General features: G+C 59.9%; 24 protein-coding genes. 6 read left to right on the plus strand and 18 right to left on the minus strand.

The features are described 5' to 3' along the window. Window positions 1–92 precede the first annotated feature (92 nt). Complete coding sequence (locus Q2T52_RS14120) at window positions 93–1,115, minus strand: glycine betaine ABC transporter substrate-binding protein (RefSeq protein ID WP_302077417.1); 1,023 nt, start codon at window positions 1,113–1,115, stop codon at window positions 93–95. 46 nt (window positions 1,116–1,161) lie between these two features. Beyond that, complete coding sequence (locus tag Q2T52_RS14125; protein WP_302077418.1) at window positions 1,162–2,154, minus strand: LysR family transcriptional regulator; 993 nt, start codon at window positions 2,152–2,154, stop codon at window positions 1,162–1,164. Between the two features lie 216 nt (window positions 2,155–2,370). Here Q2T52_RS14125 and Q2T52_RS14130 point away from each other — a divergent pair, with 216 nt between their 5' ends. The 5 genes from Q2T52_RS14130 to Q2T52_RS14150 are packed head-to-tail and all read left to right on the plus strand — an operon-like array spanning window position 2,371 to window position 8,779. After that, window positions 2,371–3,597 (plus strand): aromatic ring-hydroxylating oxygenase subunit alpha, encoded by a 1,227-nt coding sequence (locus Q2T52_RS14130; protein ID WP_302077419.1) that lies wholly within the window; start codon window positions 2,371–2,373, stop codon window positions 3,595–3,597. Window positions 3,598–3,612: 15 nt separating this feature from the next. Further along, the gene (locus Q2T52_RS14135) at window positions 3,613–4,869 is read left to right on the plus strand and encodes an aminotransferase class I/II-fold pyridoxal phosphate-dependent enzyme (RefSeq protein WP_302077420.1); all 1,257 of its coding nucleotides are present in this window, start codon (window positions 3,613–3,615) and stop codon (window positions 4,867–4,869) included. Beyond that, the gene (locus Q2T52_RS14140; RefSeq protein ID WP_302077421.1) at window positions 4,869–6,452 is read left to right on the plus strand and encodes an FAD-dependent oxidoreductase; all 1,584 of its coding nucleotides are present in this window, start codon (window positions 4,869–4,871) and stop codon (window positions 6,450–6,452) included. The genes Q2T52_RS14135 and Q2T52_RS14140 overlap by 1 nt, the downstream gene beginning before the upstream one ends. Window positions 6,453–6,463: 11 nt before the next feature. Then, window positions 6,464–7,642, plus strand: coding sequence for an NAD(P)/FAD-dependent oxidoreductase (locus tag Q2T52_RS14145; RefSeq protein ID WP_302077422.1), 1,179 nt, complete (start codon window positions 6,464–6,466; stop codon window positions 7,640–7,642). 57 nt (window positions 7,643–7,699) lie between these two features. Continuing rightward, complete coding sequence (locus tag Q2T52_RS14150; protein WP_302077423.1) at window positions 7,700–8,779, plus strand: NAD(P)/FAD-dependent oxidoreductase; 1,080 nt, start codon at window positions 7,700–7,702, stop codon at window positions 8,777–8,779. 126 nt (window positions 8,780–8,905) lie between these two features. Here the strand turns inward: Q2T52_RS14150 and Q2T52_RS14155 are convergent, their stop codons facing one another. The 8 genes from Q2T52_RS14155 to Q2T52_RS14190 all read right to left on the minus strand — a co-directional run bounded on the left by Q2T52_RS14155 (window position 8,906) and on the right by Q2T52_RS14190 (window position 18,871). Beyond that, window positions 8,906–10,345 carry an amidase gene (locus tag Q2T52_RS14155; RefSeq protein WP_302077424.1) on the minus strand — a complete coding sequence of 480 codons (1,440 nt, stop codon included), beginning with the start codon at window positions 10,343–10,345 and terminating at the stop codon, window positions 8,906–8,908. 63 nt (window positions 10,346–10,408) lie between these two features. After that, on the minus strand, window positions 10,409–11,632 hold the full coding sequence (locus tag Q2T52_RS14160) for an MFS transporter (RefSeq protein ID WP_302077425.1): 1,224 nt from the start codon (window positions 11,630–11,632) through the stop codon (window positions 10,409–10,411). Window positions 11,633–11,642: 10 nt separating this feature from the next. Then, window positions 11,643–12,584: a SphA family protein gene (locus Q2T52_RS14165; protein ID WP_367187317.1), complete on the minus strand. Its 942-nt coding sequence runs from the start codon at window positions 12,582–12,584 to the stop codon at window positions 11,643–11,645. A 64-nt stretch (window positions 12,585–12,648) separates the two neighbouring features. Continuing rightward, entirely contained in the window at window positions 12,649–13,617 is a 969-nt protein-coding gene (locus Q2T52_RS14170; RefSeq protein ID WP_302077426.1) for a helix-turn-helix domain-containing protein, read from the minus strand. A 381-nt stretch (window positions 13,618–13,998) separates the two neighbouring features. Then, window positions 13,999–14,724 carry an ABC transporter ATP-binding protein gene (locus Q2T52_RS14175; RefSeq protein WP_302077427.1) on the minus strand — a complete coding sequence of 242 codons (726 nt, stop codon included), beginning with the start codon at window positions 14,722–14,724 and terminating at the stop codon, window positions 13,999–14,001. Further along, a complete protein-coding gene (locus Q2T52_RS14180; RefSeq protein WP_302077428.1) occupies window positions 14,721–16,481 on the minus strand; it encodes a branched-chain amino acid ABC transporter ATP-binding protein/permease in 1,761 nt (586 codons plus the stop codon). Before Q2T52_RS14180 ends, Q2T52_RS14175 begins: the two co-directional genes overlap by 4 nt. 1 nt (window position 16,482) lies before the next feature. After that, a complete protein-coding gene (locus tag Q2T52_RS14185) occupies window positions 16,483–17,538 on the minus strand; it encodes a branched-chain amino acid ABC transporter permease (protein WP_302077429.1) in 1,056 nt (351 codons plus the stop codon). 94 nt (window positions 17,539–17,632) lie between these two features. Further along, complete coding sequence (locus Q2T52_RS14190) at window positions 17,633–18,871, minus strand: ABC transporter substrate-binding protein (RefSeq protein WP_302077430.1); 1,239 nt, start codon at window positions 18,869–18,871, stop codon at window positions 17,633–17,635. Window positions 18,872–19,164: 293 nt separating this feature from the next. Here Q2T52_RS14190 and Q2T52_RS14195 point away from each other — a divergent pair, with 293 nt between their 5' ends. After that, window positions 19,165–19,785 carry a MarR family winged helix-turn-helix transcriptional regulator gene (locus Q2T52_RS14195; RefSeq protein ID WP_302077787.1) on the plus strand — a complete coding sequence of 207 codons (621 nt, stop codon included), beginning with the start codon at window positions 19,165–19,167 and terminating at the stop codon, window positions 19,783–19,785. A 14-nt stretch (window positions 19,786–19,799) separates the two neighbouring features. Here the strand turns inward: Q2T52_RS14195 and Q2T52_RS14200 are convergent, their stop codons facing one another. The 8 genes from Q2T52_RS14200 to Q2T52_RS14235 are packed head-to-tail and all read right to left on the minus strand — an operon-like array spanning window position 19,800 to window position 26,554. Beyond that, on the minus strand, window positions 19,800–20,312 hold the full coding sequence (locus Q2T52_RS14200) for a flavin reductase (protein WP_302077431.1): 513 nt from the start codon (window positions 20,310–20,312) through the stop codon (window positions 19,800–19,802). 2 nt (window positions 20,313–20,314) lie between these two features. After that, a complete protein-coding gene (locus Q2T52_RS14205) occupies window positions 20,315–21,283 on the minus strand; it encodes a PDR/VanB family oxidoreductase (RefSeq protein ID WP_302077432.1) in 969 nt (322 codons plus the stop codon). A 13-nt stretch (window positions 21,284–21,296) separates the two neighbouring features. Next, the gene (locus Q2T52_RS14210; RefSeq protein ID WP_302077433.1) at window positions 21,297–22,058 is read right to left on the minus strand and encodes an SDR family NAD(P)-dependent oxidoreductase; all 762 of its coding nucleotides are present in this window, start codon (window positions 22,056–22,058) and stop codon (window positions 21,297–21,299) included. Then, the gene (locus Q2T52_RS14215; protein ID WP_302077434.1) at window positions 22,058–22,552 is read right to left on the minus strand and encodes an aromatic-ring-hydroxylating dioxygenase subunit beta; all 495 of its coding nucleotides are present in this window, start codon (window positions 22,550–22,552) and stop codon (window positions 22,058–22,060) included. Before Q2T52_RS14215 ends, Q2T52_RS14210 begins: the two co-directional genes overlap by 1 nt. After that, on the minus strand, window positions 22,549–23,823 hold the full coding sequence (locus tag Q2T52_RS14220; protein ID WP_302077435.1) for an aromatic ring-hydroxylating oxygenase subunit alpha: 1,275 nt from the start codon (window positions 23,821–23,823) through the stop codon (window positions 22,549–22,551). Before Q2T52_RS14220 ends, Q2T52_RS14215 begins: the two co-directional genes overlap by 4 nt. 18 nt (window positions 23,824–23,841) lie before the next feature. Then, window positions 23,842–24,204: a hypothetical protein gene (locus tag Q2T52_RS14225; protein ID WP_302077436.1), complete on the minus strand. Its 363-nt coding sequence runs from the start codon at window positions 24,202–24,204 to the stop codon at window positions 23,842–23,844. A gap of 24 nt (window positions 24,205–24,228) precedes the next feature. Further along, a complete protein-coding gene (locus tag Q2T52_RS14230) occupies window positions 24,229–25,368 on the minus strand; it encodes an acyl-CoA dehydrogenase family protein (protein ID WP_302077437.1) in 1,140 nt (379 codons plus the stop codon). 4 nt (window positions 25,369–25,372) lie between these two features. Next, a complete protein-coding gene (locus Q2T52_RS14235) occupies window positions 25,373–26,554 on the minus strand; it encodes an amidase (protein WP_302077438.1) in 1,182 nt (393 codons plus the stop codon). Window positions 26,555–26,856 lie beyond the last annotated feature (302 nt).

Here is a 26,856-nt window from a genome sequence, read left to right on the forward strand (position 1 = left end):
AATTGCCAGCGGGCTCAGCATCGCATCTGCGATGCGCGAGACGCCGGGGCATGGGACCGCCGGAGAGGATCCGGCAGCCCCTGCTTCATCTGTCAGAGCGCCTTCTTGATGGCGGCCGCGGCTTCTGGCGTGACCCAGGCCGTCCAGACGGCCTCGGAATTCTTGAGGAAGTACTTGGCGGTCGCCTCGCCTGTCGCCTGGTTGTTGGTCGCCCAGGCAAGGAACTTGTTGATCTGATCGATCGTCAGCTGCCGCTTGGCTATGTATTCGTAGGCTGGGCCTGCCTCCTTCTTGAACTTGGCGGTGACGACTGTCTTGATTGGCGCAGGCGCAGGAGCGCTTGGCTTGGTGGGCGTGCAGTCGGCCTTGGAAAAGCAGGCGTTCCAGTATTCCTCATCGTAGGTCACGCCGGGCGCGGGATCGAGCCGCACCATATCATATTTGCCGAGAATGGCCGTCGGCGCCCAATAATAGCCGAACCAGCCCTGCTTGCGCTGAAAGGCTTTGGCGATGGAACCGTCCAGGCCAGCGCCAGAACCGGCATCAACCAGCGTGAAACCGGCTTCCTTCATCTTGTAGGCTTTGTAATGATTGGCGGTCGTGATCTGACAGCTCCAGCCCGCCGGACAATTGAAGATGGCGCCCTTGGAGCTGTCTTCCGGATCGGGGAAGAGTTCCGGATGCTTCAGCACATCGGCGACCGTTTTCAGGTCCGGATGCGCCTCCTGCATGTATTTTGGAATCCAGAGGCCATCGATGGCGCCGCCAGCGATCTCGTCTGTCGCATAAACGAGCCTGCCATCCGCGACCGCCTTATCCAACACTTGGCGCGCACCGTTGATCCAGGTTTCCGGCGCGATATCCGGCTCGCTCTTCTCGGTCATTGAAGCGATGGTCGGCATCGTGTCGCCAGCAACGATCTGCGCGTCGCAGCCATAGCCGGAGGAGAGAATGATCTTGTCGATCCAGGCAACGGCCGAGGCGGAGGCCCAGTTCATGTCGGCAATCGTCACCTTCCCGCAAGCGGCCGCCGCAGGCTGCGCGGAGACAAAGACAGTGGAGGCGAGAATGGCTGCAAAGGCATAAAGTGACGATTTCCCAGTGATACTCGGCATTTCGGCTCTCTCCTTTTTTGGACCGCCCCTCAGCGGCATTTTCGTTCTATACGTCAACGACTTGAACCGGATCCCCCACGGCATCCCGGCGCATGGCTGGCGTACCGGCCCGCATGCTGCTCAGGCTCCTGCGATCGACCGCAGAAAACCGGGTAATGATCCAGTTACGGAACAGCGAAATCAAGGGGTCTTCGAGATCCTCGGCGTTCAGGACGAGGAAATAGCCAAATCCATCCTTGATCTCGGTTTCGGCCGGTATGCCGAGCAATCCCGCGTCAATGTCATCGGCATACATGTCGATATCACAGAGCACAATGCCGTATCCCCGGCTGGCATACTGGACGGCAAGCGCCAGCGTGTCGAAGGTCACGCCGCGGCTTGTGTCAAGGTCGATCCGGGCATGCTTGGAGAACTGGCTCCAGAGATGGTTGTTCGGCTGGCCGTCGATGCGCACATGCAGGAGTTCGTTGTCAGCCAATAGCTGATCCAGCGGACAGTCCTTGTATTTCGCAGCCATGTCGGGGGAACAGACCGGCGTCACGCGCTCCATCCAGAGCACATCCATGATCGCGTCGCTGATCCGCGGCTTGTCGTAGATGACCGCCACGTCGATGTCGCGGCTCGGCATGCCGTTGCCATAGGTGCTCGACACGTCGATGTTGATGTCCGGAAACTCCACCCGGAATTCATGCAGAAGCTGCATGCCCAGCCGCTGCAGGAATGTCGGCGGCATATGAATACGCAGCACCCGCGCCCCCTTGGCGCTTTCCTGCTTCAGCTCGTTCATGGTCTTCTCGATGCGGTCGAAGGACCGCTCGACCACCGGCAGCAGCTTCTGTCCGGCATCGGTCAGCACGAGGCCGGAGGGCCGGCGTTCGAACAGCTTCTTGCCGAGCAGATCTTCGAGACTGCTGACATGGCGGCTGATCGCACTCTGTGTAACCGACAGGCTGTGCGCGCCCGCAGTGAAGCTTGCTTTCTTGGCCACAGCTTCAAAAGCGCGCAAGGCATTCAGAGGTAGCCATTTGCGGTCAAGCATGTCATTCCCCCGTCCACGCCGGCACGATGACCGGCGCCGGAGCCGTTATGAATCGGCTCCTTTGTTATGACTTATAGTTCTGCCGTTTATCAATTTTCGCAATTGCCTTTTTTCGATCCGCTCATCAGGAAATTGTATTTCATCAAACAAAACCGGCATGCGAGGATCACGTTACGTCCGCATGGAATTCATGCTCCCCCATATCCGGAGTAAACGATGCAATATGCGTCTAAACTCGGCGAGATCCTCGCCTCGCGCAAGAAGAACCACGCCCTGCCGCGCGATCTTTACATCAGCCGCGAGGCCTATGAATTCGACCTGAGCGAAATCTTTGAGAAGAACTGGCTGATGATCGGGCTCGACTGCGAACTGCCGAAGCCCGGCAGCTATCTCGCCATGACGATCGGCCAGACACCTGTCGTCGTCATCCGCGGACGCGACAATGTGATCCGCGGCTTCTTCAACTCCTGCCGCCACCGGGGCGCGCAGATCTGCGCGGATGGCGCCGGCCGCAGCGCAAGGCTGGTCTGTCCCTATCATCAGTGGACCTATGAACTGGATGGCAAGCTGATCCATGCCAATTCGATGCCGGAGGATTTTGATCCTTCCTCGCACGCGCTGCAATCTTTCCACGTGCGCGTGGTTGCGGGCGCGATCTATATCTGTCTGGCTTCCCAGCCACCGGAATTCGATGCCTTTGCCGGTTGCCTCGAACCCATGCTGGCGCCGATGGGCCTTGAAAGCGCCAAGCTTGCCCATACCGAGATCTATGTCGAGAAGGCAAACTGGAAGCTCGTCATGGAAAACGGCCGGGAATGCTATCATTGCGCGGCCTGTCATCCGGAACTTGGCATTTCCTTCCCGATCGCGATCACGCCCGATTTCTCGGCGGAAGACGCGGCCCGTTCGAATGCCTATCGGGAGAAGATGGCGCGGCTTGGGCTTAGCGTCGGGCCCGCCGACGGTTCCTGGTGGCAGATTGCCCGCTTTCCGCTGAACGACGGCGTTTGCAGCATGTCGCTCGACGGCAAGATCGTGGTTTCCAAGCCGCTCTGCAATCTCGATCCGGACATGGGGTCGCTGCGCATTGCAACGGAACCGCATAATTTTATCCATGTGCTCGGCGATTATGCCTTCGTCTTCTCCTGCTACCCAACGGGTCCGGAAGAAACCGTCGTCATCGCAAAATGGTATGTCCACAAGGACGCTGTCGAAGGCGTCGATTACGACCCGAAGCGCCTGATCGAAACCTGGGACGCCACCAACCGCCAGGATCGGGATCTCGCGGAAAACAATCATCGCGGCGTGCGCGGCATCGGCTACCAGCCAGGCCCCTATTCGCAGGAAGCCGAGGCGTTGGTGATCCGGTTTGTCGACTGGTATTGCGATCGCGCCTCCGCCGCCCTCGGCCTCCCGGCCCTCCAGATCGCTGATGTCGCCTAACCCTTGGAGCAAGGCATGAAGAGCCCCTCGAACCTTCCGCCGCTCCATCTGGAGACGCTGACCGTCAGTGCCGGCTATGAGCCGGCGTCCGCCTCCGGCAGCGCCAAGCCGCCGGCCTATCACAGCTCCACCTTCGTCTATCCCTCGGCGCTCGCGGCAAAGCGGCTGCACGAGGCCTTTTTCGATCACGCCGACAATGGCGCGACCGGCTATATCTACGGGCGGCTGGGTCACCCGGGTCTCGATATCGTCGAGAAGCGGCTTGCCGTGCTGGACGGCGCTGAGGACGCGGCGATCTTCGCGACCGGCATGGCCGCCATTTCCGCCATCATGCTTGCCAATCTCGGACCCGGCGATGTCGTGCTGCACAGCCAGCCGATCTATGGCGGCACCGATATGCTGCTCAACACCGAGTTGATACGGCTTGGCATCTCCGCGGTCGGGTTTCCCGATGGCTGCGATCCCGACGTGATGCGCAAGGCCGCCGACGAAGCCCTTGGAAAGGGTCGCATCGCGCTGGTCTGGGCCGAGACGCCGGCCAATCCGACAGCCGCCATCGTCGACCTGGAGGAAGTCGCCCGCCTCATCGACTATATCGAAAAACAGCAGGAGCATCGCCCACTGCTCGGCGTCGACAACACGTTTCTCGGGCCTTTCGTGCAGAGCTCGCTGACATTCGGCGCCGATCTCTGCATGACCTCGCTCACCAAATATGCCGGCGGCCACTCGGATTTCCTGGCCGGCGGCGTCTCCGGATCAGCAGGGCCGATCGCGCGCCTGAAGACCTTCCGCACCCTGGTCGGCTCGACGCTGGATGCGCATTCCGCCTGGCTCCTGGCCCGCTCTTTCGAGACCATGCATCTGAGGACCGAAAGGGCAGGCGACAATGCCCGCGCCATCGCCGAAATGCTCGCCGCCCACCCCGCTGTCGCCTCGGTCACCTATGTACGCTTCAAGCCGGAGGGCTCGCCTGCCCGGCTCGCTTTCGAGCGGCAGTGCAAAGGCGCCGGATCGACCTTCTCCTTCCGGGTGCGTGGCGACGAAGCCGCCGCCTTCCGCTTCCTCGACGCGCTGAAGATCCTGAAGGTCGCCGTCAGCCTTGGGGGCACCGAAACCCTGATCTGCCATCCGGCCACGACGACGCATTATGCGGTTGCGCGCGACAGGCGCGAGGCACTCGGGATCGATGACGCGACGCTGCGCATCTCCGTTGGCATCGAGCATATCGACGATCTTCTGGCCGATATTGCCCACGCGCTGGAGGCAGTCTGATGCAGGCCTCCGATCCGGCAGCACTGGACGGGAAATTGCCGGCGCCCGAAAGCCATGTGCAGGTGCTGGTGGTTGGAGCGGGGCCTGCGGGTCTGACGGCCGCCACCGAACTTGCCCGCAACGGGGTGAGTGTCATGCTGATCGACGAGAACCCGCTTGATCCGCATCTCGTCGGGCTGGATGTGCCGCTCTTTTTCGGCGGCCGCGCAGGGTCTGCCGTGCAGAACCAGGCCCGCATGGTCGAGCAGATCGTCGCAAGCGACCCGGCCTATGAGGCCGCCTTCGAGGCAGGCGTGGATGTAGGGCTCGGCGTCACCTGCTGGGGTGTGTATCTGCCGGGGCCGGCCAGCCGCGCCCTGCCCGGCCCGGTCGCCGCCCTTACGGATGGCGCGCGCAGCTGGACGGTCGGCTTCGACCGGCTGCTGATTGCCGCCGGCGCCCGCGACTTCGTGGCCTTTTTCGACGGCGCCGACCAGCCGGGCGTGATGGGAGCGCAAGCCTTTGCCGCGCTGACCGATCGCTATGATGCCTTCGACGGGCGCCGCCTGCTGGTCTATGGCAGCGGCGAACTCGGCGTCCGCACCGCGCAGAGAGCGCTTGATCTCGGTCTGGAGGTCGCGGCCCTGGTGGATGTGACGGACGAGCCCCGTGCCGCGCCGGCAAGCATCAATGCGCTGCGGGCCAAAGGTGTGGCGATCCGCACCGGCGTCACCGTGACCGCTGCGGCACGCGGCGCGCTCGGCGTCACCTCCGCAACCCTCGCCGACCGGAACGGTGTCACCGAAACCTTCGCTTGCGATACGATCTGTCTGGCGCTCGGGCGAATCCCGTCTATCGAACTGTTCGACAGCGCCGGGATCGAAATCGTGCTGGAAGCGGGTCTTGGCGGTTATGTGCCGCGCAGCGCCGACGGCATCTCCACCTCCTCACCCCTCGTGTTCGGCCTTGGCGACTGCATAGGAGTGTCGGAGGATCTGCCGTCGCGCGCGGACATCGAAGACGAGGCGCGCCGTGCTGCGGCGATCGTGATGGCATCGCTCGATGGATCGCCCGCAGTGATCGGCGCACGAACGGTGCCCGCACAGGACCAGCTTGCCTATCGGCGCCACGTGATCGAACGCATGCTGGAAAGCGGCGGCCATGAGGTGCTGGCCTGCCAGTGCGAGGATGTGACGCGCGGCGACCTCGCCGGCATCCGCCCGCCCCGCTATCTCGGCTGTCCCGCCTCTACCGGCAACCGGCGTGACCTGAAATCGCATGCGGCCGAAGGGCCGCTCAATCACGACCAGATGAAACGGCTGACCCGCGTCTCCATGGGTGCCTGCCAGGGCCGCCGCTGCCGCGAGCAAGTGGCCTTGCTGATGGCCATCTATGGCGGCATGCCGAGTGCTGCCGTGCCGCTTGCGGGCTATCGCCCGCCCGTGCGGCCGCTGCCTCTTTCCGTACTGGCAACCATGGCCGAAACAAGAGCGATGGCGGATGAATGGCCGGTCTGGTTCGGGATCCCTACTCAATGGATTCCCTACGGCGCCATCGGCACGCCGGAGGAAGACGCCATGCTTGCCACCCATATGCATCTGTAAGGACAGCCACGATGAACCTGCCGGTCACCAACAATGGCGAGGGTATCCGCGGCGCAACCGTCATCGTCGTCGGCGCCGGTGTCACGGGCCTGTCGACGGCCTGGTGGCTCGCCCGCAGCGGCGTCGATGTCCTGGTCATCGACAAGGGCATCGTCGGATGGGAGGCATCGGGCCGAAACGGCGGCGGCTGCAGCCATTACAACAGCGCGCTTTTCCACGAAGAGCAGCGGCTCTGGCCGATGATGGACGACCTCCTGGGCTATCCCACCGAATACCGCCGCGAGCGCATCATCTTCGCCACCAATGAGCGGCATCTAGAGCTCTATCGTTCCATGGGCGCGACCGTTGGCTCATTGGGTTACGACTGGGAAAAGCTTGACGCCGATGAGGTGCGCCGGCGCGTGCCGCTGGCAGGCGACACGGCGCTGGGCGGCATCCACCTGAAGGTGGGCGGTCACGCCAATCCGCAGCGCACGGTGCAGGCCTATGCCTGGGCGCTGCAGGATCTCGGCGGGCGCATCCTGCAACATACCGCCGTCTCCTCGGTGGTGATGAAATCCGGGTGGGCCGTCGGCGTGGAAACCTCAGCCGGCTTCATCGGCTGCGATCATCTGGTCCTGGCGGCGGGGCCGCAGATCGGCCGTCTGGCGGCGACCGCAGGGCTTTTCCTGCCGGTCCAATCCGCCCGCGCGGAAATGATCGTGACCGAACCGCTGGAACTGATGCCGATCGGCGGCGTCGATGGAAACGGGCTCTATGGGCGCCAGACGCTGAGGGGCAACCTCGCCTATGGCGGCGGCCCGCATGAATGGATCACGCTTCCGGCAGACGGCGAGGCCCTGTCCAGACCGGTCACGACGGTCGCCGCCTCGCTTGCCAGGCGGCTTGCGGAACTCTTCCCCAAGGCTGCCCATGCGCGCGTGATCCGCAGCTGGGCGGGCATCATCGAAAATACGCCCGACGGACGGCCGATCATCGACCGCCCGGCGCAGACCGGCAATATCAGTGTCTGCACGATGTCATCCGTCGGCTTCGGCCTCTCGCCCGCCACCGGCCATGCCCTGCGGGATCTGGTTCTCGACGGCGCGTGCTCCTTCGCTGATATCTCGAAATACAGCCTCTCGCGGTTTGACGGACTTGCCGCCGGCTGGGCCGAGGAGAAGGGCTGGAAAGCGCCGCAGTACGCTTGACGCACCCCGTTGTGGCAGCAACAAACGCAAGATTGATCAAAGGGACATGGAAGACAGATGGACGTGAACGCCAAGGTCATCATCGTGGGAGCGGGCATCAACGGTCTCACCACAGCCTGGCATTTGAACAGGAAAGGCTACCGCGTCAGCGTCTTCGATCGCGGTCCCATTCCCAATCCCGTCTCCAGTTCTTTCGACGAGCACCGGGTGACGCGCCATGCCTATGGTGCCATGCGCGACTATGCGGCGAGAATGCCGGAAGCCTTTTCGCTCTGGGAGGAACTCTTTGCGGATATCGGCGCCCGGCACTTTGATCCCCTGCCGGTGGTGGCCTTCGAGCGGGAGCCTTCCGGATGGATCGATCCCTCGATCGAGGATCTGAGCCGCATGGGGATCGCCTGGCGCGAGCTCGACATTGCGGACTTCCAGTCGGCGCATCCCCTGATCAATACCGAAGGTGTCACCCGCGCCGTCGAACTGCATGGCTCGGGCGTGCTGTTTCCCAACCGCATTCTCACCGACCTCGTCGTGCATCTTGCGGCACAGGGCGTGACCTTCCATCCCCATACGGATGTCACCGACATCGACACCGAAAACGGCACGATCACGGTTGGGGGAGAACTGCATATGGCCGACCATCTGGTGATCGCCGCAGGCGCCTGGGTCACGCGGCTCCTGCCTGAATTTGCCGCGACACTGGTGCCCTCGCGCCAGACGGTGGTCTTCCTCGCACCGCCCCGCAAGTTTGCCGGCCTTTGGGCATCGGCGCCGGTCTATTTCGACCTGGATGCCGAGACCGGAACCTATGTCCTGCCGCCGCGGCCGGGCACACGCCTGAAGATCGGCGACCACCGCTTCACCAGAACCGGTGAGCCGGACCAGCCGCGCCTGGCATCGGAGGATGAGGTCGCAAGGCTGATCGACGCCTGCCGGGCGGGCTACACCGATTTCGACGACTACATGATCCTGGAGCGCAAGGCCTGCTATTACACCGTGACGGAGGACGAAAGCTTCGTTCTGCAGTCCGCAGGCGCCAAGGCGACGCTGATGTCGGCCTGCTCCGGCCACGGCTTCAAGCTGGCGCCGCAATCGGCGCGGATCGTGGCAGACCTCGTGTCGCAAGCCTTGCCGCTTTAGGCGCTTCGAAGCACGGGGGCGATCGCTTAGAGGCCGGCGCCACCAGCCGCGCCTTTGATCCCGGATCAAGACAACGTAGCCAAACACGTCCACAACGTTGCAGACGCGTTTCTAATCATTGTCATTTCAGAGGGCGTTGACCGGCGGAAGTCGGTGGGCCCAAGGCAGTGCCTGCTCCAACTGAGCAGCCAGCGCAAACAGCAGCGGCTCGCCGCCGAATGGTGCTGCGAAATGCGACCCGATTGGAAGCTGCTCGGAATTCCAGTGCAACGGAACTGACATTGCCGGCTGCCCGCTGGCATTGAAAAGGGCCGTGAACGGAGAGAAAGAATGGAAGGTTTCAATGATGCTCGAAAGATCATCGTGATCCTTGACGTCGATCTCACCGATCCTGGCGGGAGGACGCGCCATGGTTGGCATCAAGAGCACGTCGAAACGCTGAAAAAGTTCAGCCATGCGACGACCCAAGGCATGGATATAATCGACTGACGCGGCGTAATCTGCACCGCTTGAGTTGCCTTTTTCACGCAGGAGCACGCGGTGACGCGCTTCCAGAGCCTGCTCATCCACCGGATGTCCGGCCATACGACTGAGGAAGTGCATCAGGCTTCGAGTTTGTGAACCAATAATGGTGAACACATTATCGTAGAACTCAAGAGCCTGGACAGGGAGAGTCGTTTCTTCAACTTTGTGGCCGAGCGTTTCACATAGTTTTGCAGTCTTTTGAACGGCTTCAACGCAGTCCGCATGGCTCTGCCAAGGCGCTAAATGCGACACGAGGCCAATTCTAAGCGCCTTCGGCGGTGCGCCGGTCGCGGCCGACAAGAAGGTTTGCTCATGATGTGGGGCCGCATAAGGTGCACCGAGGTCGGCACCGGCCAGTTGATCGAGCGCCGCAGCGCTATCACGAACAGAAATGCTAATTACGTGGCTTGTGCTCATGCCCGCCCATCCCTCGCCGACCGCTGGTCCCATCGGGGTGAGACCTCTCGACGGCTTAAGGCCAAACACGCCGCAAACAGAGGCAGGAACGCGCAGTGAGCCGCCGCCATCATTGCCATGTGCAACGGGAAGCGCGCGAGCAGCCACCATAGCTGCCGCAGCACCACTCGAACCGCCACAGATATGGTCAAGCGACCATGGATTGCGGCTGGCGCCAAACAGCCGCGATTCGGTCGTGAACGAGCTTCCGAATTCCGGAGAAGTTGTGGTCCCAAAGATCGTGAAGCCTGCTTTCCGAAACCGCGTCACCAGTTCAGCGTCGAATGACATGACGTTGTCCTTCAGCAGAAGTGACCCGTTCGTCATCCTTGCACCCCGTACGGGTGTGAAAAGATCTTTTGTCAGGAGCGGTACGCCACCAAACGGACCCGAAGCAGCTACAGAATTTGCTTGGATTTTCGCCGTGTCATAAAGCTTCTCAGCAATGGCATTGAGCTCAGGATTAACCTTTTCCACCCTGGCGATTGCATCCGACAGAGCCTCGGCAGGGCTTAGATGACCGCTGCGGATCTGCGCCGCGAGATCGAGACCGTCAATCGTCGTTTTCGTGACAGAAACATTCATTGAAGAGTCCTTTCAACTTAGAGATGTTGGAGCGGAATTAGGCCGCCGATAAAAATGCAGGGCTCAACTGTGGTGCGCCTGCACATGATGGCGGCTTTCCGAAAAGCTGACCAATAGCCAACCGAGCCCGATAAAAGCTGTCATACATCCCCAGATCAAAATGGCGGTTGAAAGACCTCGCGGAATGCCACCAAAGGGCGTAGCTATGACTGCCACAATCAATGGGCTGGCGAACTGACCGAGATAAAGGCTTGAGGTGAACCCGCCGATACCACGGGCCCGTAAACCGACGGGTAGCTTCATCAGCAGCGGCAGCGACGCATTGGACACAAGGAAGCCTGCGCCAAATCCTTGCAGCACCATTGCGACCAGTACGACAGGGTATGATTGGGCAAGCGAAAGGACGAACAGCCCGCAAGCCATGAACCACAGGAGAAATGCATTGACACGGGCAACACCGATTCGCTCGCGGACAAAGGGCCATGCAACCGAGCCAAGCAGCGTGCAGAGGATAGCGAGCCCCGCCGCAGCGCCGATCAGTGACGTCGATGTCACGCCAAGGCCAACCAACACCGTAGGAGTCTGGACTGTCACGACGAAGCAGGTGACCATGCCGGCAAAGATCAGGAAATAGGAACCGGCAACGGTCGATGCGATCTTCTGCTGGGGACGATTTGGCACTGAAGTTTCTTCGGCGCGCCGATCAGGCTCCCAGAGCCATAGGATAACCGAGGGTATGATCAGAAGCGGTGCCAGGTAGAGGAAGAACGGCGTACGCCATGATCCCTCTCCAGCAATGCCGCCGATGATGAAGAACAAGGCGCCGACAACGCCGATCGTGATCACCTGGCGGTTGATGTATCGCATTCGGTCCGCCGGCGCCCAATAATCGGCGATCAGTGTGGTGCAGCAGGTCATGATGATCGCTTCGGCACAGCCGAACAGCAGGCGGGAAAGAACGATGATCTTTAGATCCGCGATGACTGCCGGCAATGCCCCGAACAGCGCATAGAGAAGGCAACCGATGAGCAGCATACGTTTGCGACCGAGAACATCGGCCAGCACGCCAGCGATCGGCGCAAAAAGTGCAATCGCAAGAGCAGGAGCCGCAACGATCAGCGGGATGATATCGACCGATCCCGGATCCTTCGCTGCGAATTCCATCGTGATCTTCGGCAACATGGGCGCGATCATTACGGAGCCCATGATGGTCAGGCTGCTTGCGAGCTGGATGATTAATCCCTGCTTCGCACCGGCCGCACGACCAGAGGAGACGAGCTGGTTCATGATGATCACCTCAGAAGCTCATGGATAGACGCAGCGCGACATTGTAGCCCTCTGGGCGATTTTCTGCTCCGAACTCCTTGTAAGCATGCAGGGTGAAAAGAGGCATGCCTGGTTTGAAGTAGCTGATGGCCGGCCCGGCGGCGAATACACGGGCACGGTTACCATCTCGCGAGCCCGTTCCTTTATCGTCGCTGATCTGTTGATAAGCATATCCCCCGACGCCCACAGTCCAGGCGTCGATGTGCTGGCCGACAGCAAATTCCTGCTTGTATTCTATGCCGCTTCGATAGTCTGTCGCCGGATTGACCGTATTGAAGTTGACGTTGATCTGCGTCGACAGTTCAAAGCCGCCATCAGAAATATAAGTAGCGCCGAGAATGGGCGTTATTGTCCAATGATTGACACCCGTATTGAAGGCTTTTGACGCGCTGTATTCACCCGTCGGTGCCTGAATCTGAAGACCTGCGTTGACGAAGAAATTCGGTGGGGCCTGCCAGGCGAGAAGCAACGGCATGATCGCGGCATCGCCAAGCCCAAAATCACTGCCGGAAATCGCAAACGGTCCGCTTGGCGTGGGTACGTTTAGCCGGCCGCTGATGTTCATTAAAGGCAAGACACCGCCAAAACCCAACCTAGCGCCCAGCAGTTCTACATCAGTCATGTAGAAGTATGCCAAGGAGACCGTCTCCACCTCGAGGTGAAAGTTATTTGGTATCTCCTTGCCAGATCCATCCCTAAGGGTAGAGGACGAATAGTATGAGCTTCTTAATCCGGCCGTACCGTAAGGCGTTGTGGGCGGAAGGAGCCCTGCGCCGAAATCGGTCACGCCCATGGGAGTGATCGTACCTCCTTGCTCGACCGCGCGTGCCGGCGTCGACAACAAGAGAGCTACAGAAATCGCAGAACAAGCAAAAGCGGTCACGCGCGCACGCGCGATTCGTAAGTCAGACATCTATGTTCCCCAGGTTTCTACACGAACCAATCCTGGAACTGTAAAAACGCAAGCCGGCACATGGTTATCCGATTTGGGAAGTATTCTTCATTTTGCTTCGAACATCCGCGTTCTCGCCGGGGCGCAGGGTCTCGGAGGGCAGTTCTGCAAACATATCTCGGTAATCGGCGGCAAATCGACTCAAATGCCAGAAGCCCCATTGGGCCGCGATATCGCCGATGATGGCGCCCCGCTTCTCTCGCCTCGCCTGGATCAAAGCCTTGCGAACCATGTTCAGCCGTTCCGCCCTGATGAACTCCGTGGCCGGCAGGCCAACGGAATTGTTGAAGCAGGTTTGAAGGTGACGGCGGCTAATCCCCAGATGGGCAGCGACTTTAGTGACTGTCGGCACGTGGCTACAGTCGCGCAGCATTAAACGACGCGCCTTGTCGATAATAAGCTTATTGCTGGTGTCGCTGACGACCTCAACCTTTCGAGCCGAAGTAATCACGTTCAGAAGAATATCAGCAACATAGTCCTGCGCTGATGATCCTATCGAATTCAAACTCGCGGACCCGGCGCAAGTGGTTTCGGACAATAGGCCGGACAAGCAACGACTGAAGGCTGCTGTTTCGGCATGCCACATGGCAATGGAGGAGTAGGCACGGATGTAATTTGCCAAACCATCGAACCCTCGCAACGACAATTGTGCCGCAAGCCAGTTACGATCGATTGCCACATAGACGAGATCAAGCGAGCGCGGCGTCAGGATTTCGGGCAGGAACTGCCCATCGACCATGAGGCAGACATCAGGATCGACCTCATGGCCGGAAAGCCAGGCAGTGCCTTCCGCATTGACAAGGAAGCTCAACACGAGGGATCCGGGCCAACTAAGGCCACGCTTCAGAAGCATCTTGTCAGCCCGCTCTCGGAAAATCTGGATCATCCCCAGCTGGATCAACGAAAGCGAATAGTTTAGCCGACCCGGCGACATCTGCAGAAGGTCGAGTTGCCAACCCGGCATCACACCGATTGCTTCATCGATGGAATGCACCCTTGCTCCGCAACACTGATGCGGCGGCCAACCAACGCGGATTTCAAGATCTGCGACCATTCTGCATCCTCCTGCCTGCCTTTCAAGGTAAGCGTCTACTTCCCTAAATCAGCAATGCTCCCTCCAAGGCTCTTCTGAAGCAGCTACGAACGACACATGGAGCGTGCCCTCAGCCGCTAAGCATTCATTCAATTTTCGTGCCATCGACAATCGGAAGAGATAGGTAGCTCGGCCCCTTCGATCGCCCAATGCCGCCGCACGATCCATTCTCTAAGACTCGCGTTGCCTTTGACGCGGCAAAATTAACGCAGGCATATCTACGAAGATGTGGTGCAGGCCATATTCGGGCGATACAGCAACGGAGCGGCGGGTGGAGCCAACCTATTCTATCCTGCCTCCCAGATACGTCGCCATGACACGCTCGTCGTTTGCCATATCGGTAGCCGCACCCTCCAGCACGAACTCACCTGTGTCCATGACATAGGCATAATCCGCCACATCCAGCGCCGCACGTGCATTCTGCTCCACAAGGAGAATTGAAACGCCTTGATCACGCAATCCTCGTACGCGTTTCAAAACATCGCGCACAATGGTCGGTGCAAGACCGAGGCTTGGTTCATCGAGAAGCAACAAGCGGGGTTGTGACATCAACGCCCGCCCAATGGCGAGCATCTGGCGCTCGCCACCGGACAAGGTCTGTGCCAGCTGTGTCTGCCGCTCTGCAAGCCTCGGAAATTGTTCGAAGACAGCGTCCAAGCTCTTCCTAACAAAGGCCTTGTCATGGCGTCGTACGAAGGCTCCAAGCAGCAGGTTATCGAGAACCGGCATGTCGCCGAACAGGGCACGTTGTTCCGGTACGAGGCAGAAACCTCGCTCAACCCGATCTTCCACCGTCATGCGGGAAAGATCCTGACCCCGGTATTGCGCCCGCCCACTCCAAGGCAAAAGTCCGGCCGCTGCAGAAAGAAGCGTGGTCTTGCCAGCCCCGTTCGCACCAATGACGGTGGTGATCTGCCCCTCGTCAAGCTTAAGGGTGACCCCGCGAACGGCCTCAACCTTGCCGTAAGCCACATGAACCCCTTCGAGAGATAGCAAAGCGGCACTCATGCGAGACCTCCAAGGTAGGCTTCCTGTACAGCGGGATCCCGGCGGATCGTAGCAGGATCGCCCTCCCGCAGCTTTTGTCCGAACACCATGACCACGAGCCGGTCTACGAGGTTCATGACGAAGTCCATGTCGTGCTCGACGATGAGGATGGTCAGACCCTCGCCGCGCAACTTGTTCAGGAGTGCGGCCAGCGCGTCCTTTTCCTTCTTGCGAAGGCCGGCAGCTGGTTCGTCGAGGATTAGAAGGACCGGATCGACCGCCAGCGCACGGGCAATCTCCAGAACACGCTGCTGGCCTAGCGGTAGATCTCCCGCCAGATCGTGTGCACGCTCGGCAAGCCCAACCTGTTGCAGTCGCATGAGTGCTTCAAGCCGTGCGCGTTCCTCCTCCGCACGATCGAGCCTAAGTCCACTTTTGATGTAGCCTGCACGGGTACGGAGGTAAGTGCCGCTGACCACATTATCCAGCAAGGACATGCCATGCCGCAGTTTTACGTGCTGAAAGGTGCGGGCACAGCCAAGGGCAGCAACTTCGCGCTGGGAAAGACGGCTGGCATCCCTGCCAAGGAAGCGAACCGACCCGCTTGTAACGGAAAGCGTTCCCGTGATCAGGTTGAACATCGTGCTTTTGCCGGCACCGTTCGGGCCGATCAGTCCTACGATTTCGCCCGCCTTCACGTCAAAGCTGACCTTGTTGACGGCAATAAGCCCACCGAAACGCCGTTCGACGGCATCCACCTCCAGTACCGTGTCCCCCGGCGCGGGCAATTGCCGTTTGGGGAGAAGTCCCGCTTCCTTTAGGATCGGACGCGACGTGCGCCGGACCACTTTGAGAACCAAGGGCATCAGACCGCTTCTGGCAAAGCGCAGGATTAAGATCAGCATCAGGGCAAAGGCTACCTGCTCAAGCTGCGCGGGGTTGCTCGTCAGATGTGGCAGAAGATCCTGAAGCCAATTCTTGATCAACACGACCAAACCAGAGCCAACTGTCGCCCCCGCCACGTGCGATGCGCCCCCTGTCATCGCCATCAGCAGATACTCGATAGAGATCTTCACTTCGAACGGCGCAGGGCTGATGAAGCGGGTCATATGCGCATAGAGCCAGCCGGCGATGCCTGCGAATATGCCGGAAATGACAAACACCCGCAGCCGTGTGCCGAAAGTGTCCATGCCGATACTTCCCATGAGGTGCGCTCCACCTCGCAGAAGACGCAGCGCCCTTCCCTCACGGGAATCGAGTAGATTCAGGCTGAAGAGCGTTGCCAGAAGCGCGAAGGTCCAGATGAGATAGTACATCGCCGTCTGCGACATGAAAGAAATGGGACCGAGCGTGATGGGCGGGATATTGAGCATTCCGCTATGACGGCCGAGTAGCTCCAGATTGCCGAAGAGATAGTAGATCGACAAACCCCAGGCGATTGTCGAAAGTGGAAGGAAATGCCCACCCAGACGCAGCGTGATGACGCCAATGGCCAGCGCACTGACGGCCGTGAGGGCTAGGGCGAAAATAAGCCCCAACCAGGGTGACCAGCCCAGGGCAGTGGTCAGCCAACCGGTGGTATAGGCCGCAATGCCAACAAAGGCCGCCTGTCCGAAGGACATCATTCCGCCAATACCGGTCAGAAGAACAAGGCCAAGGACAACAAGCGAACTAACGCCGACATGGCTCATGAGGGTGACAAGAAAAGGTGGCGCCACGGCAGGCAGCGCAAAAAGCGCAAGAACCACGACGACAGCGAGTAAACGTGCGGGCATCATATCAGGCAAGCTCCTCGATTTCTTCGTCACCGTCACGGTGAACGGCGAAGGACCGCCAGATCAGCACCGGAATGACCACGCTGAAGATGATGATTTCCTTGTAATCACTCGCAACGAACGAGGCCCCGCTTTCCAGGATACCAATGAAAACAGAACCGATCGCCGTAATGGGATAGCTGGCCATGCCACCGATGATCGCGCCGACGGACGCCTTCAAACCGATCATGAACCCGGAATCGTAGTACATGGTCGTGACCGGCGCGATCAGAATACCGACAATGGCAGCAAGCCCCGAAGCGATGAGATAGGCCGCCGCGGCCGCTCGCTCCGGCCGGATACCCATGAGGCGAGCTCCGACGCGATTTGAAGCAGTTGCGCGCAAAGCCTTCCCGGTAATGGAGCGTCCGAAGAACAGGTAAAAGACGAGGCTCAGCAGCAGCGCTACGATCATCATGAGTATCTGCTGCGCTGGAACCACAACGCCGCCCGGCAGAGAAGCAACACCATCGAGAATGGGGTTCGTGCGCACGCCTTCAGGCCCGAAGACGATAAGGCCAATTCCAGCAATCAGGAAATGAACCGCGATAGCGACGATGAAAAGAATGAGCGTAGATGACGTTGCAAGCGGCCTCAGCGTCAGGCGGTCAATCAGCACGCCCATGGGCAGGATCAATGCCATGGTAATCGCAATGCGCAGTATCTCAGGAACATCCTGTTTGGCGATTGCCAATCCGGCGATACACGGTATGAGCGGCAAAACGGCGTAGAAGAAGATCGCGTGCGGCAAACGACGCGCAGAGCCGTTACGCACCAGGGTAACGCATTCAGCAAGACAGGCGAGAACGGCCATGGCAGCGACCAGCCAGATCGAGCCAGGCACCGTGCGGCTTTGAAATGCAGCAAGTGTCAGCGCTGCAAAGGCGGCAATATCCCCGGAGGGAATGAAGATCACGCGGGTCACCGAGAAAACCAGCACGAAACCCAGGCCCGCAAGCAGGTAGATCGCTCCGGTCGACAGCCCGTCGATCAGCAAAATAAGAACAATGTCCAAAGACATCCGGATACTCCCGAACATGACTGCGCACGACCCCGGACAAGGGATCTGTGAAAGGCGGCAGGCGCCATTCGCCCACCGCATCTGCATCCATCGATCAGGAGATCAATTTCCAGTCGCTCTTCTCCAGCTTCACGAGAACCCGAGAGCGCTCGTCATTGCCGTAGCGTGAGCCGGGCTTGAAGTTGTAGACGCCATGAGAACCAACCACTTCACGTGCATTGGTCAATGCATCGCGAAGAGCAAGCTTGAATTGCGGCGTCCCCGGCGCGTTCGTTTTGATGGCGTTTTCTGCCGCAGCAAGGAACAGCACCCAGGCATCGAATGAATAGCCCGAAAACGCATTGGGTGTCGCATCAGGAACGGTAGCCTTCAACGCCTTGGCAAACTCTTGCGAGACGGCTTTTGTCGGATTGGTGTCGGCAAGCTGTTCGAAAACGACCACCGGTCCGGTAGACGCAATTAAGCCTTCCACCGCGGCGCCGCCAACCTTGACGAAAGCCGGATTGATAATGGCGGGCGTACCATAGAATTGCCCCTTGTAGCCCCGCTCCCGCAGCGCGAGATAGGGCAGCGCGCCGGGTGTACCGGAACCACCCCCGACGAAAACGTCAGGCCGTGTCGCGAAGACCTTGAGGGCCTGACCGGTCACCGATGTGTCGGCACGGGCGTAACGCTCGTTTGAGGTAACCTTGATGCCAGCCGCAGGTGTCGATTCCATCAGGGCATTGTAGACGAGGTCGCCCCAGGGGTCAGCAAACCCCATATACCCGACGGATTTGACGCCCGCCTGCTGCATATGCGCAACCGCGCCCGCAATCATAAGCGGTGCAGGCTGAGGTATCGTAATCGTCCAATTGCCCGGTTCTCCTTGCGGATTTGCGTTTGCGATGCAGATCAAAGGTGTCTTCGTCTCTGCGCACACCGTCGCAATCGCCAGCGCGCCCGGCGAGCCGGCCGTGCCGATGATCACGTCGACATTGCTTTCCTGAATGAGCTTGCGGGCGTTAACAGCGGCGATCGTTGGATCGGAGGCATCGTCGAGAGCGATGAGTTTGACGGACTTGCCCCCCACCTGGTTCTTGAAGGCCAGAGCGGCTTTGATGCCCTGATCATAGGGAATGCCGAGCGAAGACACTGGACCTGACATAGATGTGATGAAGCCAACAACGATAGTGCTGTCTGCAGCGCGGGCACGCGAAACAAGCCCTACCGGAAAGGAGGACATTGCGGCAGTTGCTGCGACCGCGCGTGCGCCACGCTTGAGAAACTGTCTGCGGTCAAGGTCGCTTGTTGTCCGCGCCAAGAGCGGGTGAATGGAACCCAGATTTTTCATTTCATGTTCCCCTGAGATCTGATCGATTTTCGATCGTGAAACTCCAGATGCCGCGGGCATTATTTCGCCTCATCCCGGCATCGGCAAAAGTTTACCCCTTGACGGCCTCTCCATAAGAAGCCGCCTCCCATTGCTTGGCTTTGCACCAACAAAGAAGAAAATTCACGTGAAAAATATACTTTTTGACTTGATGTTTTTCAAGCTCTTTTCCATTTTACAAGTGAAAATCTTCTTTGATTTCAAAATCCTTCCAATAATTTACCTTCTTCTGATGAATGGCCGCCTTGACCGCGATGAAATCGGGTAATTCGCCGGATATGGTGGTTGCGAATAAGGGAATTTTCCACTATCGCCATGGCGCGCAAGCAGTGGATGCGCACTGCCCGAAGCTTTTCGGGAAGGCCAAAACACCAAACAGGCACGAGACACTCATGTTTGAAAACACAGCTCCTAATGCTGCTGAACACACTGGAGTGACTGCAGAAAAGCGAATGAAGAAAGACTGGCCGTTTTACTGGGTGTCGCGTGTGAACGCGCGCTACGCGCAGGTTCTTGAACGTCGCCTGAAGCCGCTGAACCTGGATGTGGCGCGCTGGCGCGTCCTCATGTCGCTTTACGAGGACGAGCATCTGAGCGTCTCGGAAATTGCCGACTATGCGGTCATCAAGCTCAATACCGTGACGAAGATCGTCCAGCGCATGATTGCCGACGGACTTGTCGTCACCCGCGTCCGGCCCAATGACGGGCGCGTGACCGAAGTCTGCCTCACTCCCGAAGGCGACCGTCTGCGTCGTCTCGCCCGCAAGGAGGCCGACCACGTGTTCGCCTCGTCCTTCGTCAACATCACACCGGACGAACTGGCGCAATTGAACGGCCTTCTGGAGAAGGTTTTTCTGCAACTCGAAGGGGCGTGAGGCTGAGCAGGCCATCAATGCGGCTTCAGCGGGTGGAAGGCACGATCGAACCATATGAGGCCGTTGGCTTCACCTTCAGCGACTTCGGTTGAGATGACTTCGCAAAAGAAGACGCTGTGTGTGCCGCGAAGTTGCTGATCAACAATGCGACAGTCGAAAGCAACGGCAGCATCCGCCAGAACCGGCGCGCCGGTCACACGCGTGTGCCACTCGGTGGTAGCGAAACGATCCTCCCCGGTCCAGCGGGCAAAGGCCCGCGACAGGTCCTGATGCGTGGGGCTCAGGACATTGACGCAGACCACGCCGTTTTCCACGAAAGCATCATGCGAAAAGGCCTTGCGGTTGATGCAGACGAGCAGCGTTGGCGGCTGGTCTGTCACGGAGCAGACGGCCGAGACGGTGAGCCCATGGCGACCCGCCGAGCCGTCGGTGGTGACGATGTTGACGGACGCGCCGAGGCGGCTCATGCCGTTGCGAAACGCAAGCGCTTCCGGGGTCGGGGCTTGTGGAGTGGCATCTTGGGTCATGGTTATACATCCAATACCAGGGTGGAGGTGGCAGCGCGCGAGCAGCATGCACAGATCATCGTGCATTCCTCGCGTTCTTCATCGGTCAGGAACTTGTCGCGGTGGTCGGGTATGCCTTCGAGAACGTCGGTGACGCAGGTGCCGCACACACCTTCCTCACATTTCACTTCAATTTTCACGCCAGCGGCGGCAAGCGCCTTGGCAATCGTGTTGCCCGCCTCGACGCGCACCGTGACGCCGGAGCGTTTGGCCACGACCTCGAACCCGCCGCCGGACTGATCGACGTCCGCTGAGAAATACTCACGGTGGACATTCGCCTTGGCATGGCCGGAGCCCTCCGCCGTGTCGATCACCCAGTCCATGAAGCCCTGCGGGCCGCAAACATACAGATGCGTACCGGGAGACGGCTTCGGCAGGTCACGGACCAGATCGAGCCGCTGTTCCGCCGCCTGATCATCAAAGTGAAAGACCACTTTGTCGGCCCAGGGTGCGGTTTGGATCAAGTCCTTGAAGGCCGTGACGCTGTCTGATCGGGTGCAGTAATGCAATACAAAATTGCGGTTCAGCGCATGGAGGCGCTGCGCCATGGCGAGCATGGGCGTGATGCCGATGCCGCCACCGAGAAGGACGGAGACTTCCGCCTTTTCTTCCAGCGGGAAATGGTTGCGCGGCCCTTCGACCTCGAACGTGCTGCCAACCTGCGCCAGTCTGTGGACGGCGATGGAGCCGCCGCGCGATTTCGGATCGAGCAGCACGCCGATCTCGTAGGCGTTCGACGTTGCCGGATCCGAGCAGAGTGAATACTGCCGCCACAAATCCGTCGTACCATCCTTGAGATGCAGATCGAGATGCGCGCCCGCCTCGAAGGCCGGGAGCGAAGCCCCCGATGCCTCCACCAGACGGAGCCGCAGGATGTTGCCGGGCTCTTCAATGCGGTCGGCAACTTTCAGTTTCAGCGTGTTCTTGCCCATGGTTCTCCTCCCCTCATCGCATGTAGATGCCGCCATTGACGTCCCAGCAGGCGCCATTGACGAAGGATGCTTTTGGCCCGGCCAGCAGCGCCACCAGTTCAGCGACGAAAACCGGATCGCCCAGTTCGCCAACCGGGATATTGGCCAGTGCCGCTGCCATCTTGTCCGGCGTGATCACCGAGCGGACCATGGGCGTATCCATGGGGCCGGGGGCAATCGCGTTGCAGGTCACGCCGAAGGGGGCGAGGTCGCGAGCGAAAACCTTGGTCAGTGTCAGGATTGCGCCCTTGGAAGCCGCGTAATGCGCGCCCGTCGCCGTGCCGCCATTCTGCCCCGCCAGCGAGGCAAGATTGACGATGCGGCCATAGCCGCGTTCTTTGAAATGCCGCCCGAAGATCTGGCTGCCAGCGAAAGTACCGCCAGCGTTGGTTGTCAGGATCGCGTTGAAGTCGGCCGGGTCGATGTCAAGAACCGGCTTGACAGCCGTGCGTGCCGCATTGTTGACCAGCACTTCCACCGAGCCCCAGCGCTCGACGCTTTTGTCGAGCACGTCCTGGAAATCGCCCGGTTTGTTGACGTCCAGCGTCGCGGTGACCGCCGTCTCGCCTGCCAGATCGAGTTCGGAGGCGAGTGCGGCCCCCGCATCTGCCTCAATATCTGTGATGACGACCCGGAAGCCTTCACGGTGGAGCGCACGCACGATCTCGGCACCAAGCCCACGTGCGCCGCCCGTCACCACGGCGGTCTGGATCTTTTCAGGAAGAGGGGCCACCATCAGAATAAATAGCTGAACGAGTTCAGCATCCCATCTGAGTTGAGCAGCCGCACAACCTTGGTGCGGATCTTGAAGCCGTCTCCGGAAGCAACCAGCGTATGCTTCATGTTCGCAGCCCAGACGCGCTGGCGGCCGAACTTGTCCTCGATCACATGTTCGGCGCTTGAGACAGTGACTGTGTCACCTTCGACGCTTTCGATGACGAAGCGGGAGACGGTGCGCACGGTGCGCGCCGGAGGGGCGGAGGAGATTGAAAAGCCCTGCTGGAAGCGCTGGATGCGGTCGCGGCGCATCCGGTCATTGTCGTGGCAGAGGTTCAGTTGATTGTCGAAATCGTCGCCTTCGCCAATCGGCAGCGTGTAGAAGCCTTCGGTTAGCCAGAGCGCCAGCCAGGCGTCGTAATCCTTGGCATCAAGAAGGTCGGCCTCGGCCCAGAGGAAGGCGCTGACCTTTTGCAAGAGCACCAGATCATTGGTCTTCGTCATCATGTTCATAGCGACATCATCCTCTTCCACATCTTGTAGGCAGCGCGCATACCGGTTTCGGCGCTGATATGGCCACGTGGACCGAGCGCGCCGGGATGTTCGTCGATCAGACCGCGATTGACGAGGATCGGCAGGTCCTCTCCGCCCTTGGTGCCGCGCTGCACGCGCTCCCACACTTCCGCATCGTCCGGCGAGCCGAAGCCCATCGGGCCTTGGAAATGCTCGTGCAGGCGCATCCGCATCCGGTTGGCCGCCGCCGGGCCGCCGTCCATACCGAGCGCGATGTGGCGAATGTCGGTCCTTTCCACATTGATCGGGGTCAGCACGCGGAAGAAGGCGAGAGAGAAGGAGACGTTGGGGAAAAGGTTGAGGTTGAAGCCTGCCCCGCCGACGGCACGGACGATTTTCTTGACCTGATCTTCCGGATAGCCTTCCTCGCGCAGTTCCTGAACGAGAGGCAAGAAGCGTTCCTCGACTGGATCGTCGAGATTTTCATCGAGATCGATGCGCTCAGGGATCATCACCATAACGGAATGGCCGTTGCCGAGATCCTCGACATAACCCTTTCCGGTATCAAGGAATTTGAAGGCCTCTTCCGCGTCGCCGTCGAGCGACTGCATAAAACTCTTGTGAACGACCGGGAAATGATAGGCGTCGGTGGTGTTTTCCAGCTGCACCTTCCAGTTCATCGGCACGGTGAACTGATGTTCGCCGAGAACCTTGACCGGAAAACCGCCGCCCTGCTTCATGAAGAGGTCGATATAGCGGCGCACTTCCGGCCCGAGAAAGTCGACAAGCGGCTCGACCTCGTCGTTGAAGGTCGCGAAGATCATGCCGTTATAGCTTTCGGTGCGCAGCTTCTTCAGGCCATGCGCGCCCTTGTCGAAATCCTCGCCATACTGTTCAGGGTAGGGGAGACCGCGCAGAGAGCCGTCAAGACCATAGCCCCAGCCGTGATAGGGGCACTGGAATGACGATGTCTTGCCCTTCTTCACCTCGCAGACGGTGGCGGCGCGGTGGCGACACCGGTTGACCAGCACATTCACATCGCCCTTGCGGTCGCGGACGACAATGACCGGTTCGAGCCCGACATTCGACAGCTTGAACGAGCCCTTGTCGGCGAGTTCGCTGTCGTGAGCGACCCAGACCCAGGTGCGCTTGAAGATGCGTTCCATCTCTTCGTTAAACAGGTCGGCATTCTCGTACATCGAGGTTGCGACCTTTGCGTCCGGCGAATAGAGCGCGTCAAGATCGCTGAATTTCTCGTAAGCGTGCAACATGGCTGCTCCTTTCAGGGTTCAAAGTTCAGGAATGGTGAGCGCCCGGCCCATACGGGCCTCGACGCGCATGTATTTCCAAAGGCGGTGGTCGGCATCATCGACCACAATGGTGCGCAGCAGGTTGCAGGCGGCAATCACCGACTCACGGTCCGGGAAATCGCACAGCATGTACCAGGTCCAGGGGAAAGACGGCGATGTGCCAACCTGTGTCTGGTCGTCGTCGAGCGTGCCGAGAACAGTCACGCCTTCGAGGTTCGCAACGCCAGACATAAAGGCTTGCGTTGCGGTCCAGACAGCACCGATCTCGCCGAAGGGCAGATCAAAAAAGGCCGGTTGCACGGCAAGGCAAAGAAGCGTGCGGATGGGTGTTGGTTCGGACATGAAACTAATCCTTTCGCGTCGTAATTACGGATAACCGGGCGGTGTCTGCTGACCGAAGAGGGCGGCACCCGCCGCCTGCCAGCTTCCGGAATTGATGAAGGCGTGTTGCGCCACGCAGGCTGCATCAACCATCTTGCGACCAAGCGGATGGCCGGTTGCCATGGCTTCTGATCCGCCCATGACGAAGGCCAGACGGGCAGCTTCCGCGCCGTCCTGCGCAGCCTTGGAGGCTGCATGGCGCAGGCGGATGAGCGTCGGTCGGTCGACCTCGCCATTTGTCTGCATTTGCCGCCAGCCTTCCTCGATAGCATCGTAAAAGGCTGAGCGTGCCCCCATCAGAAGCCCTTCTGCCTTGGCGAAATCGATCTGGATATACGCGCGTGCGGCGGGACTCGGTGCTCCGGTGACGGAGGCGCGGGCGAGCGCATTGGTGTGCACCCAGTCGAGTGCTGAGCGCGCCGTGCCAAGCGCCACGACGGCGAGAACCTGTGCGGCAAGCGCCATGGCCGGATAACGGAAGATCACATCGTCCTGCTGTGGCTTGCCGCCACGAATGAAAGTCCATTCTTCCGGGACAATGGCCTTTTCGATGACGATGTCATGGCTGCCGGTGGCGCGAAGGCCGACCGTATCCCAGTTCTCGTCGACGCTTGCCTTGGCGCGTGGCAACACAGCCGTGCGGGGAAGCGGGCTCTCCTCACCCTCGATCTTGATGCCGGCGCCGACGATGTCCGCTCCCATGACGCCGGAGCCCCAGGGCCAGCGGCCAGAAACTTCCAGCCCGTCCTCGACGCGTCTGGCCGGCTGCGGCGGGAACATTGCGCCGGCAAAGACCGTGTTCGGATTGGCCCCATAGATCGTGGCATAGGTTTCCGGCGGCAGCGCAGCCAGATAGGTGGCCGAGACGCCGAAGCTTGCTACCCAACCTGCGGAGGCGTCGGCGGTGGAGATTTCTTCGATGAGGCGACAGAAATCCTGCGGGGCGAGCTCATCGCCGCCGAAACGCTTCGGCACGAAGGCACGATAGACGCCGACGGCTTGGAACTTGGCAACGATGTCGCGGGGAATGTGGCGGAGCGCCTGAAACTCTTCCGAGCGCGCTTTGATTTCGCTTTTCAACGCCTCGAGCGCTGCGGCTGGAGCCGGAGGGGCATGATAGTTCATCGTCTCATTCCTCTATGTGGAAATTCGGATTGGTTTCGATGAGTCGGCGAGCCATCGCGATTAGCCTGGCATCAGCACCCTTGGGGCCTAGAAGCTGGATGCCAGAGGGCAGTCCGTCGGACGTTGCTGCCGGCAGCACGAGAGCCGGATGGCCCGAAAGATTGAAAGGCCGGAGATAGTGCGTCAGCGTCAGCACCTTTGCCGGCTCGCCAGCCTCGAAAAGACGTGGCGGCGGAAGCGGCAGGGCTGGCGTGAGCAGTACATCGAAGCGCTCAAACAGCCCATCCACATCCGCCGTGAAACGGGCTCGAATGTCTTCGGCCTCCGCAACATCAGCGTCGGTCACGCTGCGCGCACCTTCAAGTCGCTTGCGCACGTCGTCACCCAGCAGTTCAGGACGCTCCATCAGTGCGGCATTGGCCAGAAGCGTCTCGCGGGCGATGATCGTCATGCCGGCCTTGAAGGCGGCATTGAGCAGCGGCAGTTCGATGTCTTCGATCACGCCATCCTTGTCACTGTCGACGGACAGCATCGCCTCCGCCATGGGCGTTTCGATCCGATCGTCCAGCCGCAAGCGACCGATCCGGAGCTGGCCGTCGAAGGTCTCTGGCCAAAAACCGGAATCGATGGCGGACATGGCGCGCTCGATCATCGGGAGGCTGCGGGCAAAGGGGCCGACACAGTCGAGAGAGGACTGTGCCGGCAGCGCACCCTTGCGGCTGACGCGGCCAAAAGTCGGCTTGAAGCCGATGACACCGCAGCAGATGGCTGGCTGGCGGATCGAGCCACCGGTGTCCGTGCCGATAGCGAAATCGACAAGGCTGGCTGCGACCGCCGCCGCCGAACCGGATGAGGACCCGCCTGGGATGCGGTCAGGATAACGCGGATTAACCGGAGTTCCCTCGAACGTGTTGATGCCGGTCATGCCATAGGCAAGCTCATGCATCCTTGTCTTGCCGACAATACGGCAACCGGAGGCAAGCAGGTTCGCAACAACATCGGCATGGGATTTTGCAGGCGCCGCATCGGCCAGCGCCCTTGAGCCGCACCGTGTCACCATACCTTCGATATCGAGGCAATCCTTGATGGCAACCGTGAGAGCGGGCGTCTTGCCGCCTTGCGGTCCAAGCGAAAATTGCGATGCGAAGACGCCATAGGCGTCGTTATGGCTTGCTGCATGTGACATTGAACAGTCGGGCTTTTGCCCGTTCCCCAGTTATTACGTGAATGTTACCGTAACTCTGCGGGCTGTCAATTGCCGATCTGAGGAAATATGAAAATTATTCTTTTATATCAATATTTTAAAGCACAAATGGCGGCGCCGCCACTGGGACGGAACCGTTTCTAGGAGGTATCGGCCATGACTAATTTTTGCCCGCCAACGCCTCAACAGGCATAGCGCGCAGGGACATATATAACATGGGTCCCTGTGCATGGTTTTTGCGTAATCCGGAAAAGTCTTTTCCGAACGGGGACGAATTTACGTGA

Origin of the sequence: Rhizobium oryzicola (assembly GCF_030504645.1) — a bacterium.
In the GTDB taxonomy this organism is placed as follows: domain Bacteria; phylum Pseudomonadota; class Alphaproteobacteria; order Rhizobiales; family Rhizobiaceae; genus Neorhizobium; species Neorhizobium oryzicola.

Bases quoted from the DNA above. Each gene is read 5' to 3' on its own strand.
- Q2T52_RS14120 (WP_302077417.1), bottom strand. From the start codon at position 1,115: ATGCCGAGTATCACTGGGAAATCGTCACTTTATGCCTTTGCAGCCATT.
- Q2T52_RS14125 (WP_302077418.1), bottom strand. From the start codon at position 2,154: ATGCTTGACCGCAAATGGCTACCTCTGAATGCCTTGCGCGCTTTTGAA.
- Q2T52_RS14130 (WP_302077419.1), top strand. From the start codon at position 2,371: ATGCAATATGCGTCTAAACTCGGCGAGATCCTCGCCTCGCGCAAGAAG.
- Q2T52_RS14135 (WP_302077420.1), top strand. From the start codon at position 3,613: ATGAAGAGCCCCTCGAACCTTCCGCCGCTCCATCTGGAGACGCTGACC.
- Q2T52_RS14140 (WP_302077421.1), top strand. From the start codon at position 4,869: ATGCAGGCCTCCGATCCGGCAGCACTGGACGGGAAATTGCCGGCGCCC.
- Q2T52_RS14145 (WP_302077422.1), top strand. From the start codon at position 6,464: ATGAACCTGCCGGTCACCAACAATGGCGAGGGTATCCGCGGCGCAACC.
- Q2T52_RS14150 (WP_302077423.1), top strand. From the start codon at position 7,700: ATGGACGTGAACGCCAAGGTCATCATCGTGGGAGCGGGCATCAACGGT.
- Q2T52_RS14155 (WP_302077424.1), bottom strand. From the start codon at position 10,345: ATGAATGTTTCTGTCACGAAAACGACGATTGACGGTCTCGATCTCGCG.
- Q2T52_RS14160 (WP_302077425.1), bottom strand. From the start codon at position 11,632: ATGAACCAGCTCGTCTCCTCTGGTCGTGCGGCCGGTGCGAAGCAGGGA.
- Q2T52_RS14165 (WP_367187317.1), bottom strand. From the start codon at position 12,584: ATGTCTGACTTACGAATCGCGCGTGCGCGCGTGACCGCTTTTGCTTGT.
- Q2T52_RS14175 (WP_302077427.1), bottom strand. From the start codon at position 14,724: ATGAGTGCCGCTTTGCTATCTCTCGAAGGGGTTCATGTGGCTTACGGC.
- Q2T52_RS14180 (WP_302077428.1), bottom strand. From the start codon at position 16,481: ATGATGCCCGCACGTTTACTCGCTGTCGTCGTGGTTCTTGCGCTTTTT.
- Q2T52_RS14185 (WP_302077429.1), bottom strand. From the start codon at position 17,538: ATGTCTTTGGACATTGTTCTTATTTTGCTGATCGACGGGCTGTCGACC.
- Q2T52_RS14190 (WP_302077430.1), bottom strand. From the start codon at position 18,871: ATGAAAAATCTGGGTTCCATTCACCCGCTCTTGGCGCGGACAACAAGC.
- Q2T52_RS14195 (WP_302077787.1), top strand. From the start codon at position 19,165: ATGAAATCGGGTAATTCGCCGGATATGGTGGTTGCGAATAAGGGAATT.
- Q2T52_RS14200 (WP_302077431.1), bottom strand. From the start codon at position 20,312: ATGACCCAAGATGCCACTCCACAAGCCCCGACCCCGGAAGCGCTTGCG.
- Q2T52_RS14205 (WP_302077432.1), bottom strand. From the start codon at position 21,283: ATGGGCAAGAACACGCTGAAACTGAAAGTTGCCGACCGCATTGAAGAG.
- Q2T52_RS14210 (WP_302077433.1), bottom strand. From the start codon at position 22,058: ATGGTGGCCCCTCTTCCTGAAAAGATCCAGACCGCCGTGGTGACGGGC.
- Q2T52_RS14215 (WP_302077434.1), bottom strand. From the start codon at position 22,552: ATGAACATGATGACGAAGACCAATGATCTGGTGCTCTTGCAAAAGGTC.
- Q2T52_RS14220 (WP_302077435.1), bottom strand. From the start codon at position 23,823: ATGTTGCACGCTTACGAGAAATTCAGCGATCTTGACGCGCTCTATTCG.
- Q2T52_RS14225 (WP_302077436.1), bottom strand. From the start codon at position 24,204: ATGTCCGAACCAACACCCATCCGCACGCTTCTTTGCCTTGCCGTGCAA.
- Q2T52_RS14230 (WP_302077437.1), bottom strand. From the start codon at position 25,368: ATGAACTATCATGCCCCTCCGGCTCCAGCCGCAGCGCTCGAGGCGTTG.
- Q2T52_RS14235 (WP_302077438.1), bottom strand. From the start codon at position 26,554: ATGTCACATGCAGCAAGCCATAACGACGCCTATGGCGTCTTCGCATCG.